At 59.2% G+C, this 14,601-nt stretch carries 14 protein-coding genes; 3 read left to right on the top strand and 11 right to left on the bottom strand.

The features are described 5' to 3' along the window. Positions 1-59 precede the first annotated feature (59 nt). Complete coding sequence (locus H8K11_02360) at positions 60-416, top strand: cytochrome c (GenBank protein ID MCS6262573.1); 357 nt, start codon at positions 60-62, stop codon at positions 414-416. Here the strand turns inward: H8K11_02360 and H8K11_02355 are convergent. The 4 genes from H8K11_02355 to ettA form a co-directional block, all read right to left on the bottom strand. Further along, the gene (locus tag H8K11_02355; protein MCS6262572.1) at positions 410-1,282 is read right to left on the bottom strand and encodes an SDR family oxidoreductase; all 873 of its coding nucleotides are present in this window, start codon (positions 1,280-1,282) and stop codon (positions 410-412) included. The two genes, H8K11_02360 and H8K11_02355, sit on opposite strands and share 7 nt — an antisense overlap. Beyond that, positions 1,279-1,953 carry an NAD(P)H-binding protein gene (locus tag H8K11_02350; GenBank protein ID MCS6262571.1) on the bottom strand — a complete coding sequence of 225 codons (675 nt, stop codon included), beginning with the start codon at positions 1,951-1,953 and terminating at the stop codon, positions 1,279-1,281. Before H8K11_02350 ends, H8K11_02355 begins: the two co-directional genes overlap by 4 nt. Then, entirely contained in the window at positions 1,950-3,206 is a 1,257-nt protein-coding gene (locus H8K11_02345) for a patatin-like phospholipase family protein (protein ID MCS6262570.1), read from the bottom strand. Before H8K11_02345 ends, H8K11_02350 begins: the two co-directional genes overlap by 4 nt. Before the next feature lie 198 nt (positions 3,207-3,404). Continuing rightward, positions 3,405-5,087: an energy-dependent translational throttle protein EttA gene (gene ettA, locus H8K11_02340; protein MCS6262569.1), complete on the bottom strand. Its 1,683-nt coding sequence runs from the start codon at positions 5,085-5,087 to the stop codon at positions 3,405-3,407. A 100-nt stretch (positions 5,088-5,187) separates the two neighbouring features. Here ettA and H8K11_02335 point away from each other — a divergent pair, with 100 nt between their 5' ends. Together H8K11_02335 and H8K11_02330 are read left to right on the top strand one after the other, a co-directional pair. Then, positions 5,188-5,910: a lipid-binding SYLF domain-containing protein gene (locus H8K11_02335; protein ID MCS6262568.1), complete on the top strand. Its 723-nt coding sequence runs from the start codon at positions 5,188-5,190 to the stop codon at positions 5,908-5,910. A gap of 59 nt (positions 5,911-5,969) precedes the next feature. Then, on the top strand, positions 5,970-6,788 hold the full coding sequence (locus H8K11_02330) for a hypothetical protein (GenBank protein MCS6262567.1): 819 nt from the start codon (positions 5,970-5,972) through the stop codon (positions 6,786-6,788). 55 nt (positions 6,789-6,843) lie between these two features. Here the strand turns inward: H8K11_02330 and H8K11_02325 are convergent, their stop codons facing one another. From H8K11_02325 to H8K11_02295, 7 genes are all read right to left on the bottom strand, one after another. After that, positions 6,844-7,653, bottom strand: a complete 810-nt coding sequence (locus H8K11_02325; GenBank protein MCS6262566.1) for a pyridoxamine 5'-phosphate oxidase family protein — start codon at positions 7,651-7,653, stop codon at positions 6,844-6,846. Between the two features lie 24 nt (positions 7,654-7,677). Further along, entirely contained in the window at positions 7,678-7,845 is a 168-nt protein-coding gene (locus H8K11_02320; GenBank protein ID MCS6262565.1) for a hypothetical protein, read from the bottom strand. Between the two features lie 20 nt (positions 7,846-7,865). Further along, positions 7,866-8,603 (bottom strand): hypothetical protein, encoded by a 738-nt coding sequence (locus H8K11_02315; protein ID MCS6262564.1) that lies wholly within the window; start codon positions 8,601-8,603, stop codon positions 7,866-7,868. A 52-nt stretch (positions 8,604-8,655) separates the two neighbouring features. After that, positions 8,656-9,513 carry a hypothetical protein gene (locus H8K11_02310; protein ID MCS6262563.1) on the bottom strand — a complete coding sequence of 286 codons (858 nt, stop codon included), beginning with the start codon at positions 9,511-9,513 and terminating at the stop codon, positions 8,656-8,658. A gap of 154 nt (positions 9,514-9,667) precedes the next feature. Next, a complete protein-coding gene (locus H8K11_02305) occupies positions 9,668-10,411 on the bottom strand; it encodes an alpha/beta fold hydrolase (GenBank protein MCS6262562.1) in 744 nt (247 codons plus the stop codon). A gap of 7 nt (positions 10,412-10,418) precedes the next feature. Then, positions 10,419-11,132, bottom strand: a complete 714-nt coding sequence (locus H8K11_02300) for an esterase (protein ID MCS6262561.1) — start codon at positions 11,130-11,132, stop codon at positions 10,419-10,421. A gap of 89 nt (positions 11,133-11,221) precedes the next feature. Further along, complete coding sequence (locus H8K11_02295; GenBank protein ID MCS6262560.1) at positions 11,222-14,479, bottom strand: hypothetical protein; 3,258 nt, start codon at positions 14,477-14,479, stop codon at positions 11,222-11,224. Positions 14,480-14,601: the final 122 nt, after the last annotated feature.

Genomic DNA, 14,601 nt, shown 5'->3' with positions numbered 1-14,601 from the left:
GGTATGATTCCGGACATGCACTGCGGCACGCACCGTCACATCACACCGGAGGGACCGTTATGAACATGGGTTTCGTCAACGTGCTGATCCTCGCGATGGCCTTTGCGGCGACACTCCCGATGCAATCCGAGGCCGGCGAGAATGCTTCCCCGAAAGCGGCTCACCCTGCGAAGGGTAAGACGCTCTTCATCAAACACTGCGCCGGATGTCACGGAGTTCAAGGCAAAGGGGATGGATACAAACTACTGGGGCCCGATCCAGCGAATCTCACGGCACCGGCGACCAGAAAAAAATCCGACCGTGCCCTGCTGGCCACCATTCATGAAGGCAAACCGAACATGCCGTCCTGGAAAGGCCTCCTCTCCGAACGCGACATTCGGAATGTGCTGGCCTACATTCGCACCTTGCCTCACTGACCTGTGCCCCAGGGATCGTCGCCGACCGAGAAGTCACCATTGAGCCAGTGACGAAAACCCGGCAGGCGGAACGACAGCAGCGCCTGCATCTTGTCGCTTCGCATCGAGAGGTCCGGAGGACGCGGCGGGCCATGATAGTCGGCGACTGACCCGGGTTGAATCCAGGGCCGGAGTTCCGGATAGCGCCTCGCCAGCAACTCACCGATTTCCCATCGAGACAACCGCTCGCTCCCACCCAGGTGATAGAGGCCCGCCCGCGGCTGAGCGGCAAACTCCCACAGGGCACGCACCAATGGTCCGGCCGGAATGGGGCAGCGGAACTCGTCCGTGAAGAGCGTCAGCTTCGTCCCCTTGCCCGCAGCCCGCAACATGTCTTCGACAAAACTCCGGTCGTGAGTCGGCGAGGTGCCCGCCGTCAGGGCGATACGAACGATTGAATGGACCGGATTCTCGAGTACCACCTGCTCCGCTTCTGCCTTCGTCTGTCCATACACATTCAGGGGATGCACCGCATCCGTTTCGACATACCAGCCCTTCGCGCCGTCGAACACCTGATCAGTAGATAGAAAAATAAAGGGGATGTCCCGGGCGGCGGCAGCCAGAGCGCGAGTCGCATCGACATTGATGTGCCTGGCCCGCGCCGGGTCCTGCTCGCAGGCGCCGGTTCGGCTCAGGGCCGCACAGTGGATGACCAGAGCCGGTCTCGATCGGCGCCAGAGTTCCCGTACCTGCATCGAGTCGGTCAAATCCGTCTCGGTCCTGGTGACACCGCACACGTTCCACTGCGGGGCCCAGCGCGCAGCGGTTCTGACGAGGTACCCGCCGATCAGCCCGCCGGCCCCGGTAATCAAAGCGGTCGGTTTCATGCGTCACTCCGGCCGAGGCGACGGATCTCCGGCACCTCGATCACCCGACTACCGGACGGTGGCTGTTCAATCGCCCACAGCGTCGTCATGAGCATCTCGTGAATTGTGACCAAACCCAGCCTCAGAGCGACGGCTCTCGTTCCCGGGAACTGCTCCATCAGCCGATAGACCGGCTGCAGCGCCACTGGCCACCAATGACCCGGACCGAGAATATACCAGGGCCTGAGGATCGTCGCGACCAACCCCGCTCCCGCAATCGCCGCTTCGCATTCGCTACGCACGGCAATATAGTCCCGCATGACGGGAGCCGGATGCGCCACGCTGACATAAACCATATGTCGCACGCCCGCTTCGCGGGCTGCACGGATCGCTGCCATGGCCGAAGGCCCGTCGATGGCGCGGAACTGCGAGCCTTTCCAGGGTGCAGGTTTCGGCACACCCACCAGGTGCACGAGGGTATCGGCGCCGAGCACCTGCTCAACGAACGTCCCGCTCTCCAGCGGATTGCCGACGACGATCTGGCATCCGGTGGGAACCCTACGGACTGATTCCGGCCGAGCCAGGGCGGTCACCTGATGACCCCGTTCAAGCAACAACGGAATGAGCCGCGCGCCAAGATAGCCGGTTGCGCCGGTCACAAACACGCGCCGGGTCATGAGGGGTGTCGTCATGGATGCGTGAGCAGTGCGGGCCGGGCACTCATAAACTCGGCCCACCCGTCGGCTTGATGCATCTCCTCGCGGCCCTTCGCCACGAGCCGGGCCGCTGCGGTGGCGAGGGCCGCCTGATCTTCCGCCGACAACCCGAGATTCGTCTTGATATGGGTCACGCGATCGCCCAATGGATCGCTGTCCGGCAACTGGCGTAACGCAATGTGCCAGAAGCGGCAGGACCCGCCGTTTCCGTTCATGCCCACCTGAAAGGTGCCGAACATCGACGCATCCTGCTGTGACACAGGAATCCCGGCCAGCTCCAGCACGTTGCGCCGATGGCCTCTGAGCAGAGCCGCAGCGGCAGAAAGCGGTTTGCGCGAGTCGTTTCTCTGCCGCCCGGTGGCATCAACAGAGATGACCAGACAGCCCTGCGGAAAGAGGTCCATCATCGACCGTTCCGACAACGCACTCTCTACAACTTGCATGAGGGTTCGAATGCCGAGATTGTCAGCCGCGCCTCCATCGTACGCCAATATCGGCAAGGAGCCAGACCCGTTGCGACCTGCCTCTCCATCCGAGATGGCCAGCGGCTCCAGCACCCCGGGATAGGCCGCCGACATATAGACGGCGCGGGCGATGCTGAAGGGCGCCAGCGGCTGGTGTAGCTCCGCGAACCGTTCATCGGAAATGACCAGTGGATCGCCGGTGAGGGCATCGGTCGAGTTCAGCAGAAGAATCGGCTTCGAAGGATTCAAATCGGCAAAGGTCGCGCCGCGAAAAAGCCGGTCGTCCAGGACGCGAATGACCTGTTCGGCTGGAACCCGATCGGTCACGGCATACCGGATCGCGTTCTGGGGAACGGTATACCAGGGACCCAGCATCGCGCCTTGAAAATCCCGTCCGACCAATTCCGCAAACCCGTTCTGGAAATTGAAATCACGATACCCCTCCAGCGCGTAAGACGCCGCGGGCAGTGCCCCTCCGGATACCGCAGACAGCACATCGACCTGCTGGAGCACACCCAGCCGGTCCAATTCCTTCATCACCGCCGCCCCGAACACCGCCGCGCGGCTTCCCCCACCGGAAAAGGCCATTCCGACGAACCGGCCATCCGCCAATTCCTTGTGCCCCAAGTGCAGTGTCGCTCTGGTGTGGGAGGCACGAGGCTCAGGGGAGAGGACCCGAGGAGGATCGGCAGTCGTGCAGGACACGGAGGTCAGCAGCAGCGTCGCGAGCCAACAGCACAGGGAACGTCCCAGTAACATGCTCATGTGTGAATCTACGGCTGAGTCGGAAAAACGGATGTTTCTCCGGCAAGAATCGTGACAAGCTGAGAACCATCGCAGGCTGTTCAAAAAGGCTGTCCAGCAAGGCCGCAGGAAGCACGACGACTGAGGCGTACCCTCCGGGTACGTCGCAGGGAGGCGTGCGACTGAGAACGCCGCTGGCAGCCCTTTTTCAACAGCCTGCTAATTCCTGGTCAGTTTGCGATAGCGTATCCGATGCGGCTGGTCGGCTTCTTTGCCGAGCCGTTTCTTACGATCGGCTTCGTATTCGCTGTAGTTGCCCTCGTACCACACCACTTTGCTGTCGCCTTCGAAGGCCATGATATGGGTGGCGACGCGGTCCAAGAACCAGCGATCGTGACTGCTGATGACGGCGCAGCCGGCGAATCCTTCCAACCCCTCTTCCAATGCGCGCAACGTGTTCACATCCAGATCGTTCGTCGGTTCGTCGAGGATGATGAGGTTGGCCCCTTCTTTCAACATACGCGCGAGATGCACGCGGTTCCGCTCGCCGCCTGACAGATCCTTCACCTTCTTCTGCTGATCGGTGCCGGCGAAGTTGAAGCGCGCGCAGTAGCCGCGGGCATTCACTTCGGCTTTGCCCAGCATGATCGTGTCCTGGCCGTCGGAAATGACTTCGTACACCGTCTTGTTGGGATCGAGCGAACGATCCTGATCCACATAGCCGAGCTTGACCGTCTCGCCGATGCGGATGGTGCCCGTATCCGGCTTCTCCTTGCCGATAATCATGCGAAACATGGTCGTTTTGCCTGCGCCGTTGGGACCGACGACGCCGACGATGCCGCCCTTCGGCAGGCTGAATTCGACATTTTCATAGAGCACGTTGTCGCCGAACGCCTTGCTGATGCCCTTGGCCTCGACCACCAGATCGCCGAGCCGAGGTCCCGGCGGAATATAGATTTCCAGATCGGCGGCCAGTTGGTCCTGCTTTTGATTGACTAATTCCTCATATCGGTTGAGACGTGCCTTACCCTTCGACTGCCGGGCCTTCGGCGACATGCGAATCCATTCCAACTCATGCTCGAGTGTTTTCTTGCGCTTGGATTCGGCCTTCTCTTCCTTCTCCAACCGATCCTGCTTCTGTTCGAGCCACGCCGTGTAGTTGCCTTGGAAGGGAATGCCGGAGCCGCGATCGAGTTCCAGAATCCAGCCCGCCACGTTGTCGAGAAAATAGCGGTCGTGCGTCACGGCGATGACCGTACCCTTGTACTGTTGCAGGTGCTGCTCCAGCCATTGCACGGATTCCGCATCGAGGTGATTGGTCGGCTCGTCGAGCAGCAAAATGTCGGGCTCCTGAATCATGAGTCGGCAGAGGGCCACGCGGCGTTTTTCACCTCCTGATAGCACGTTCACTTTCTGATCTGCGGGGGGACAGCGCAGTGCATCCATGGCGATTTCGAGTTCGCTCTCCAGTTCCCAGCCGTTGGCCGCTTCGATCTTTTCCTGCAATTGAGCCTGTTTGTCGATGAGCTTTTCCATCTCATCGGGGCCGGCTTCGCCCATGCTGTTGCTGACCGCCTCGTACTCGTGCAGCAAGGCGACCAGTTCCTTCTTGCCTTCCTCGACGACCTCTTTGACGGTCTTGTTGGGGTCGAGTTGCGGTTCCTGTTCGAGCAGTCCGACACTGTAGCCCTTCGAGCGGGTGATCTCACCGACATAGTTGGGATCGGTCCCGGCAATAATTTTGAGCAATGAGCTTTTTCCGGACCCGTTCAACCCCAGCACGCCGATCTTGGCGCCGTAGTAAAAGCCCAGGTAGATATCGCGCAGGACCTGCTTCTTCGGCGGATAGACCTTGCCGACACCGACCAGTGAAAAAATTACTTGCTTATCGTTCGTCGCCATAGCCATCCTCGGTAGAGTGTGAGCCGTCTGTTCGTTCGTGCAATCGGTCACCATAACAAAGCACGGCTTGATTCACAACCGCGAGGGAGTCCCCATTCCCATGATTCGACATCACCTGCTCCAAAACCGATCCTGCCACAGCACCCTGGCGGCGCTGCTCCTGTCCCTGCTCGCGTGGATGGCTCCCGTCTCCGCCCTTGCCGACGACCGCGAACAACGGGACCTGGTGGATCAGTCCCGCATGACCCTCGCCAACTTTCTTGCCGACTCCAACATGTCCTGGTTTCGCGACCACATTAAAGACGCCAAAGGCCTTTTCATCGTGCCGCAATACATGAAAGGCGCGTTGCTCTATGGCGCAGCCGGCGGCAGCGGTGTCTTCGTAGCCAGGGATGAGAAGACCGGCGAATGGAGCGAACCGGCCTTCTTTACCATGGGAGCCGCCAGTTTCGGATTTCAGTTCGGCGCGCAGATATCGGAAGTCGTGTTGCTCGTGCTGACCCAGCGAGGAGTGGACTCGCTCCTGCTCGGCAATTTTAAATTGGGAGCCGACGGGTCAGTCGCGGTGGGGCCGGTCGGAGCCGGTGTCGCAGGCGCAACCACGCCGAATTTGAGCGCGGACCTGTTGTCGTTCGTACGGGCCAAAGGCCTGTTCGCGGGCGTGTCGTTGGAAGGGGCCGCGCTGATTTCACGCGATGAATGGAGCCGAGCCTATTACGGCAAGCCGGTCACCCCGACCGAAATCATCACCGGCCATACCGTGAAGAACCCTCACTCGGAGGTGCTGCGCACGGAGATTAAGAAGGCAATCGACGGGAAGTAACATTTGGCTCGGCCCACGAAATCTGAAGAAAGGGTCCGCCGCGCGCGCCCTAATCAACTATGAAGATTTTCCACCGAATTTTTGAGAAGGCAACATCACAGATACTCGAAACTTTGGCTTCATTGGGGGTTGTGGTCGTGCCAGACCCTCTTAATTTGATCATGTTTGAGATCGATGAATCAGACGAGCGGTGGCCCGCCATCCAGCAATGGATGGCCGCTCACGGATTCACCGACTCGATCCGAACGACATTTTCGCACGGCGAAATTTCGAGGGCCAAGTGGCTGGAGCTAGACCCGCAATGGCACTACGGCTATCCACAACCGAATGAGGATGAATTCGGGTACCTCACCGCAACCTATGACCTTAGCGACTACTGCGATCAGTGTGGTATCGGGAAGGTCCAACAGGCCCCATTCCAAATGCGAGGCGAACCCAAGTGGGGTCGAAGAGGCATGCTGCAACTGAACTGGGTCTTTGACGAGTTTTTTTCGACCCCGGACGTCTGGGCCACCGTCTTCAAGCCATTTGGAGTGGAGTGTCGTCCTGTGCAGAATAGAAAAGGCCAGGAGCTCCGGACTGTCGTGCAATTAGTCGTGCGAGAGACTGTTCCGATTATGACTGGCCGCTTGAATGTCTCGCGTTGCCAGCTTTGTGGCCGCATCAAGCATCTACCCGTTACCAGAGGATTCTTCCCAGCGCTTCGGACTAGCCTGGCGTCCCACATGGTCAAAACACGTGAATACTTTGGAAGTGGAGCGAGCGCCTGGCGTGCCACAATTATCTCTCAAGAAATTAGGACCGCCCTGAAAGAGGCAGGCGTGCGAGGCATGGACTTCACTCCAGTCGAAGAGTTCAGAGCGATCGACGCAAAGTAGTCACCCTAGCCCTCACAGACAATACCGCCGGGGACGAAATAACTCACTTCACCAGTTAGAGGGAGTGCAGCACTTGGGCTCCAACACTGGCCTTCGCTGCCAGGTCGGCAAGACCGGCGCGAGCCTCTTCCGCATTGCGCACAGGATCGGTGAAGGCAAATCGTCCGCCCTGCATCCGGTCTGGTGTTTTGACGCGCAGGTGAAACCCCAACCGGTCCATGGTCGTGATGCTGGCCTGCTGCGCATCAAGATTGCCGCAGACGCGCGCGAGGAGCAGCAGCGTCTCCTGCTGTGCGGTATTGATCTCGCGGATAAGTTCGGACGCGGTGTCCACCAACGGATCCACGGCAGCCGCCATGTAGTCAGCCGGTGCCACCCAGCCCATCGAGCCGAACCCGCCGACGAAATAAATGTCCGCTATCGCCATACGAAAGAAGCCGAAGTCGTTGAAATCCACCCAATAGGCCGCGTTGGCATGTCGCGCCAGGTAACGTTCGCGAACCGGCGCGCTGTCATCCTTCGACACACGCGTCACCGATCCCATCAGCGTCACCCTGGCCGCGCCCAGCGGATCTCGCTGGCTTTCCGGCGGGGTGATCAGGAGGCTGGCGCGCGGATCGCCGAGGAGGTTTTGCGTGTGCATCGCCATGGTGCTGATGAGAAACAACGGTTGCCCCTGGTCGTCGAGGCCATAGGGCATGACGGACCCGAAGGGCCAGCCTGGTTGTTTACGCGAGAGGGTCGAAAGGCCGCCCGTCTGCTGCAAATAGACTAACGTCCTCGCTTTTTCGGCGTGGGGCGGCTCGGGAACGTCAGGACCTTCCGAGTCCGGGCCGCTGTTATGTGCTCCTAACGATGACGACACGAAACCTCTACTTTCTCGGCCCTATCAAATACCCAAGTCCTGGGTGAGCCGTAATTCTGATTCGTCCACAATTTCTTCCAAACAGGTGAAGCAGGTGAATGGAAACTGACTGACCGGAATCGCGCACACTTCGCCGACGGGCGACTCATCCAATGCCGGACCACCACATTCTTTATGGATCAGGACTAACATATATTTTACTTCCTGCGGCCTTACCGCGCAGCGTTCATGACATCCAGCCGCTGTTCAATATCGGCCGCCACGTTTCTCCAGGTCATCTCGTCAGGCTCACGTTGCCGAAAAAAGTCCGGCCACGTGCGTTCCGAGTATCTGAGGAACAGATGATACGCGAGGAATGCCTCGGCATGTCGGCCCTCTTCCTCAAGCGCTCGCCCTCTCCAGTAGTCGATATCTGACTCTGTTTGCAGGGTCGGCAGTATGATTTTTGCCCGATTCCAGTCCCGCAACGCTTCGGAAAATTCACCGGTCGCGAAGTGGGCCTGTCCTGACCGGCAATCTGCCTCCGCTGCCTCATCCACCGCCTTATTGATGACAGGAGCCGTCGCCAGCAGCGGCACTGAAGGGACAATCCACAAAGCGCCTGTCACAGCGTTATAGGGCAGGTAGAGGCCTGCAAGCAAATAGGCAGCCGATTTTGTCCCGGCACCGACCACCTTGTGCTCCTTGCTCGCGAACAGGCGGTCCAGATCCTGTTCAGTTTGAATTTTCGTTCCCGCAGCATTGCGCAACACCTGGCCGTTCGGAGCTCCGCGCGTCGTGCTGCGATAGGCAAGAATGGCTTGATCGAAAAAGACATCCTCCCTGACCAGTGCATCTTGGAAGCCCGGGAGCTCCCTGAGATCGGAAAAGCCCGGCAACGAAATGCAGCCAGACAGCGCAAGAACCAGTCCGCATCCAATACCCGTCGTCGCCGCATTCCAGAGCGTCACGCCTACCCTCCTCGTCCCGCTGACCGGTTCAGTAGCGACAGGGTTTTGCCCGCTATTCATACAGCGCCCCTCCAGGCCTGGCGGCAACCGCCTTGGCACGTTTCACGGAATCCCTCATGACCTCGGAGATTCGCGCCTCAGCCCGATCGGCCTTCTCTGTCCATGACGAATCATCTGGAAGCTGTGGCTTGAAATACGAGGGCACGACCGATTCCGAATAGGCGAGAAAGTCCCCGTAGGCGATGGCTGCGACGCGAGGCCTAGCGAGCGCATCGAAGGTCCGACCACGCCAGTAGTTCACATCTGAATAGGCTCGCAGGGACGGCATGATTTCTTCGGCATGGTCCCAGCTCGCGAGGGCTCGTTCATAGGAACCGGCCAGGAATTCCGTCCGTCCCTGCATGTAGGCTTGTTGCGCCTCTGTCACATACGTCGCCTCCAGACTCGTGGACACCGGCAGGGACGGAATTCCGAGCACCAGTCCTACGACGCTCATCGCCACGACGCAGGGAAAGAACACAATCACTCCTGCGACCGCGGCCGCCCCTGCTATGCCGACACCCGTCCACATCGTGACTGTCTCGCCGGTCGAGAACCTGCTGTCGATCGGCTCAAACAGCACCTGTAGATCCTCCTCATGCTGGATCTTTCTCCCCACCGGATCCCGCACGACGGTTCCAGGCTTCAATGTCCCGGGCTGTCTCGTTTCCTTTGGAAGATAGCGATAGGCTCTCACGGACTTGTCATACAAAAAATCCTCGCTCTTCTGAGCGAGCAAGGATCCGGGAAGTGCTTTCGGCGATTCCCTCTCCTTCTTCAGATCAGAAAACACAGCACACCCCGAAGCGTGGCTCAACACCAGACAGGCCAGCAACATCACCGGAACGAGTGATCGACGAAACTGAGCCATAGATCGACCTTCCGTGAGCAGACCATGGGCATGGCTGAAAGACTTCAGCCCTCGTATTGCATGACCCATTCTGTTACGAGTCTACGGATCTTCGGTGGGATGAAAAGAAAATTCGAGCAATGAAGGAGGTGCCGGAGGCTCGTATTCCGTCGTGCTAGGCGCGGACCACCAACCTACGAAACGTCTCCAAATGCTCCGGGCTGCTCAGCCGATGATCGCCGGTTTTCAGCAGCAATTCGATGGAGAACTCCGGATCCTGCGACAGCACCTGCTGCACGAAGCCCCAGCTGCCGTCGGGCCTGATCACCGCATCCTGTAGTCCATGCAGGATGGTTGTCTTGACGCGACGCGGCATGGTGAAACGACGGCTCCAGAGGGCCTGGCTGTCCTCGACCCAATGCCAGGGAATCGGCGCCTCTCTGTGCATGGGCTCGTCGTCCCAGGGCATGGAGCCGGTCGCCTGCCACTGTTCACGCCGCTCGTTGGAAATCTGAGCCGCGCGCAGATCCATCATATTGAACGCCGGGGCGATGAGAATCAATTCTTCCACCGCCGGTTGCTCCTGCGCGACCAGCCAGGCCAGCCATCCACCGAGGGAGTTTCCGACGATCGTCACCGGCGGCCCGTCTGCCAACAGATTCGTAACGGATTCGGCGTCTTCCAGCCATTGCAGCAGACGATATTCACCCCACACACCGCCCGAGTCGCCCCAACCGCGAAAGTCGAAGCAGCAGAATCCCCAACCTCGCTCCTGACACCATTGCGCCAGCGCCTTGCTCTTGTTGCCCCACCGTTTGGAGAGAAACCCGGTGATGAAAAGAAGCTGGCGGTCCTTGCCGACGATACGATCGCCGCGGAGAAGGGCGCCATCGGCACCGGTGAGTGTGAACGGATCCATCCCGCGCCTATCTCACGGCCTTCAAGAGAAAACTGCCCAGCTTGCGCAACACCGGCTCCGGAATTTCATGGCCGCCCCGAAACGGCTGCCAATCGACCGACACACCGGCTTGCAGAAATTCATCCCGCAACCGTTCTGCCATCGCGTAGGGCAGGATCGGATCCTGAGTGCCGTGGCTCTGAAACAGCGGGAGGCCTTTGCGTTTCATCAGCAACGGCGCCCACTCCTGTTTCGCCACCAGGGTCCCGGAAAGCTGGATGAGTCCGGCATAGGGCTGCGTGCTGTGGAGCAGTGCGTCACAGGACAGCATCGCCCCCTGTGAAAAGCCGCCTAACACCGTACGCTTGGGATCGGCGCCGAGTTTCTTTTGTATCTCATCCAGCAGCGCTGTCATGCGCTCGCGTGCTTCGGTCAGCCCGCGCGGGATTTCGCCGGACATGTCTCGCACTTTGCCCGCCGCTCGATCGGCTTGGATACGAGCCATGTCGATCATCCACCAGGCGCGCGAATCGCCGAAGCCCATCGGAATGGAAATCGGCGCTTCAGGAAACAGAAAGCGTGTCCCGGTGGGCGCATCGAGATATTCGCTGAGCGGCACGAGATCGTCGCCCGGCGCACCGAAACCATGGAGCAGCACCACCAGCAGGCCGTGGCCCCCGCCCTTATCGTCAGTGCCGCCCGTCAGGCGAACCGTGAGGCCGCCGAGTTTATCTACACGCATCTGGCTACCACTCCTTCGTCAGACCTGTCGCGGCGTCAATGCCCAGGCAGGCCGTCTCTCAGACAGGCATCTCACCCAGTGTAATGAAATTATTGGCCGAGATACCAGTATTGCAGGAAGGCGAGCGCGGCAACCAGGGTCGCTTGCACCATCGGCTGCTGATAGAAGGGGACGAACGCTCCCTGTTGCACACCGTCGATGTCGGTGATGATCTGGCGTAAGCGGTCGCTCGAATGCCCTGAAGCTACCTTGATCGGACTAAGACCTCTATCTTCAATTCGAGCCATGGCCCGATCAAGTTGTTCTTGAATAGATGTAAGTATCCGCCGCTTCGCTCCGACCGCCGCCAGATATAACAGGCTGGCACTGGTGATGGCCACCAGGCTATTCACCGTCAGGGCCAGGATCAACACGGGCGGGAAGTCCCAATTGTCGAAGTAGTGGTTCCTGGCGGCGATCAACAGAAACAGCACCAGGAAGGGATGGCGAACCCGTCGATTCACGACTGTGCTCCGCTCGACGATGAGGCGGATCTTCTGCATCGAGGTCAACGTACCCGAAGCCGCCGGCATTTCCTGAATCCATTTGGTGCAGAGGATCACCGCGTCCAGCAGAGCCAGATTCAAAATGAGGAATGAAACGACACTCGCAGTGAGGGCAATTGAGTCAACGGCACAGCTGAACGTACCGCGACAGGGTACGGAGAGGCGGAACTCACCGCCGTTCATGACCCACACCAACGGCCCGAGAAGGAGGACATAGATCCCCAATCCCAGCGCAATCCGTCCCCCACGTGGACGCCATCTGTGGGCGCGACAGTAGCGTGTCCAGAGATCGCCCGCGTCGCTCGCTTGGTCCTGCTTGGAGCCGTGGAACATCCAATGCAAATCGCTCCAGAATCCTTTCAATCCGTCCTGCCATCCATCGGCCCTGAGCTGAGGCGGTAAATTCGGGGAAAAAGATTTCGTGAGCTCATCGATGTTGCGAGCGGAATCGGCACGGGCCTTGAGGAGGAAAAACAGGCAGAGGCAAAAGGCGGCCAGCCGCAGGGCTTCCGTCGGCCAAATGCTTACACCGTCGGTCCAAGAGAAGGGCTCCTCTTCAGCATAATTGGGGAGATGGAAGATCTGACACGAAAACAACAAGGCCATGACGATGGGGATGGCGACCCAGGCTGAGCGCAGGATCCATTCAAGGCGGCGCTTGGTGGGATCTGGCTCGTCCCGTGCCGTCATCCAATTCCACAGCCGGCCGTAGCCCCAGAGCGCCAAAAACCCGAGAGTCAGTCCGACGATCCAGAGAAGACCGATGTACGGCGGCGGATTGAATCTCCCGGTCTTGCTATCGACATCGATTCGATCCGGATGAATGGTGGGCAAATCCTTCACCTGCCCCACAGGGCTCAGATCGACCGCACCATGGCGCCCGATTTCGAAAAGACGGGGTGGAATCGTGTCATTCTGCGGCCACGACGCAACTCGACCGATCGCTTGCAGCACGGCAAAGAACGTGGAGGTTTGGAGCGAACTGCGGAAAGGGGGGATGCTCTGTTGCAGCGAGGGCGCCAGCTGGAGGCCGAACTGGGAGGCCACGATGAGGTTGCGCGTCCATTTCTGCTCATCTGCGTGAAAATACCGTGCATCCAGGTCGGTCGCGAAGAACAGGGCGTTCGGAAATTCTTCCCGTAGGGCTTGGAGGATCAGCAGCGCGTCATAGGGATCTCGGCCGAGGATTCCAATGGCCTTGACCTTCCCATGTCGTTCGTCGACCTTTTTTGGGGGGTCACCATTCTTCTTGCTGTTGTCCTCGCATTCGGCCTTGATACGCGTCACCAGGCGCCGGACATAATCGAGTTGCGCCTGTCCCTCCGGACGCTCGTAGGAATCGATGTCACGGAACGCACCCTTGCCTTCCCCCTTGTCCCGATCCTTCGATTTATCCTCTTCTTTGGACTTGGCCCGTTTGGTTTGATCCTCCGCGGTTTCGCCATCCAGACCACTCAGGTAACTGTATTGCACAATGTTGAGATCTTTAGGCGACAGCGTAGCATTAAGCAGGTTGGCGATCCCTGTTTGGGTGTCATTACATGTGATTTTCAGCAACTCTTTCGAGCGTTGAGGCATGTGCTGACAGGCGGCGGCGGTAAAAGTGAGCGGGAGGGCACGGGCATAAAATGAATCCCATTCGCCGATCAATACGATCCGGTCTTGCCCGATCCTGATCAGTCGCCGCTCCAGTTCCTCCAGGACGGATTCGAAAAGAACTTCGTCGCTGGTGATGCGGTAAGAGAGAACCAAACCGGCCCTCTCCAGCGGTTGCTTGAGTGCCTTCTCGCACTCTACGTTGCTTTGGCAAGCCTGCCCGCTCCCTTCCTCTTTCAGTCCGCGGAGGAGAAGACTTGGCATGGCCGTCGCCCAGGGGGAATACACTGGCATACTTTTCCCCGACTTCTGCCAGCTGTACGACTCTTTCGGGTCTCGCTTCCACACGCTCCAGTGCTTCGATGGGCGGCTATACTCCTTCCCGATTTCCTTGAGAATGCTCCGAAATTCAGACGATGTACGAGGGCCGACAAGTCTGACTGAGAGATACGGGAATTTCGAAACAAGCGCACTGATACGAGCTAGAATCCTATCCTCGCCTTCTTGCGCTTTCACCCATAGGACTAACACCAGGTCGGGATTCCAGGATGACTCACTCAGTGGAAGACAGGTACCAATGACGCTTCGCTCGTACCATTCATAGGGCGTGTATTGCTGTACCGAGTTGGGGCCTGTTTTGAGACCTGACACAGGTTTGAGCCGATTCGAGGCACCAGCGAATTCGGCTTGGACTGCCTTCGGAAAATCCCACCTGAAGTACGACAGCGACTCACCCTTGTCCGGAGCGAAACAGCCCGCTTCCAGCGCGGCACTTACCGCGTAGCGGTCCCGAATACGCACCTCGCCGGCCTCGACCGATGATCCGCCTTGGGTCATCACCACCAACACCAGGATTGATTTGCTGTCGGCTTCACTGATTTTGCTGCGCAGACTCTTCAGACCGTCGTTTCCTTGCGCCTGTTGGGCGACCGTCGCGGTCACCAGGCCGAGCTTCTTGTCGTCGACCGTGACCTGAACCGAGATCTGTCGTTGAGCTTCGACAGCCTTCTCGACTGCGGCGAAGGGGTCTTCCCAGAGCCTGGCTGGAACTTTCAATTCTCCCGTCGTTTGGGGCAGTCCCGTGCCGGGACCGGACGGCCGCGAACTCTGCAGCGGGTTCTTGGTGAGCACCATAGCGGCCACGGCGAGGGCCAGAGTGACCGTCGTGGCCAAGGATAGGGTGGAATCGTCGCCCTTGAACGCCATGGGCAATCCTTGTCTTCAGGCCTCGGGTTCGTTGACATACCCCGTTACCACTAGGGTGATTCAGCATGGAATGTGCCACTTTTCGGATGGCTGAACCGAAGCGAAATCGGCCGTTTCTGACA

The sequence above is a fragment of the Nitrospira sp. genome, assembly GCA_024998565.1.
GTDB lineage: Bacteria > Nitrospirota > Nitrospiria > Nitrospirales > Nitrospiraceae > Nitrospira_A.
The sequence above is the reverse complement of the archived record's forward strand: the minus strand, read 5'-3'. Positions and strand labels throughout refer to the sequence as shown.

What these genes read in the sequence shown, in the direction of transcription:
- H8K11_02335 (MCS6262568.1), top strand. Translation starts at nt 5,188, where the DNA reads ATGATTCGACATCACCTGCTCCAAAACCGATCCTGCCACAGCACCCTG.
- H8K11_02345 (MCS6262570.1), bottom strand. Translation starts at nt 3,206, where the DNA reads ATGAGCATGTTACTGGGACGTTCCCTGTGCTGTTGGCTCGCGACGCTG.
- ettA (MCS6262569.1), bottom strand. Translation starts at nt 5,087, where the DNA reads ATGGCGACGAACGATAAGCAAGTAATTTTTTCACTGGTCGGTGTCGGC.
- H8K11_02355 (MCS6262572.1), bottom strand. Translation starts at nt 1,282, where the DNA reads ATGAAACCGACCGCTTTGATTACCGGGGCCGGCGGGCTGATCGGCGGG.
- H8K11_02330 (MCS6262567.1), top strand. Translation starts at nt 5,970, where the DNA reads ATGAAGATTTTCCACCGAATTTTTGAGAAGGCAACATCACAGATACTC.
- H8K11_02305 (MCS6262562.1), bottom strand. Translation starts at nt 10,411, where the DNA reads ATGGATCCGTTCACACTCACCGGTGCCGATGGCGCCCTTCTCCGCGGC.
- H8K11_02310 (MCS6262563.1), bottom strand. Translation starts at nt 9,513, where the DNA reads ATGGCTCAGTTTCGTCGATCACTCGTTCCGGTGATGTTGCTGGCCTGT.
- H8K11_02320 (MCS6262565.1), bottom strand. Translation starts at nt 7,845, where the DNA reads ATGTTAGTCCTGATCCATAAAGAATGTGGTGGTCCGGCATTGGATGAG.
- H8K11_02350 (MCS6262571.1), bottom strand. Translation starts at nt 1,953, where the DNA reads ATGACGACACCCCTCATGACCCGGCGCGTGTTTGTGACCGGCGCAACC.
- H8K11_02295 (MCS6262560.1), bottom strand. Translation starts at nt 14,479, where the DNA reads ATGGCGTTCAAGGGCGACGATTCCACCCTATCCTTGGCCACGACGGTC.
- H8K11_02360 (MCS6262573.1), top strand. Translation starts at nt 60, where the DNA reads ATGAACATGGGTTTCGTCAACGTGCTGATCCTCGCGATGGCCTTTGCG.
- H8K11_02300 (MCS6262561.1), bottom strand. Translation starts at nt 11,132, where the DNA reads ATGCGTGTAGATAAACTCGGCGGCCTCACGGTTCGCCTGACGGGCGGC.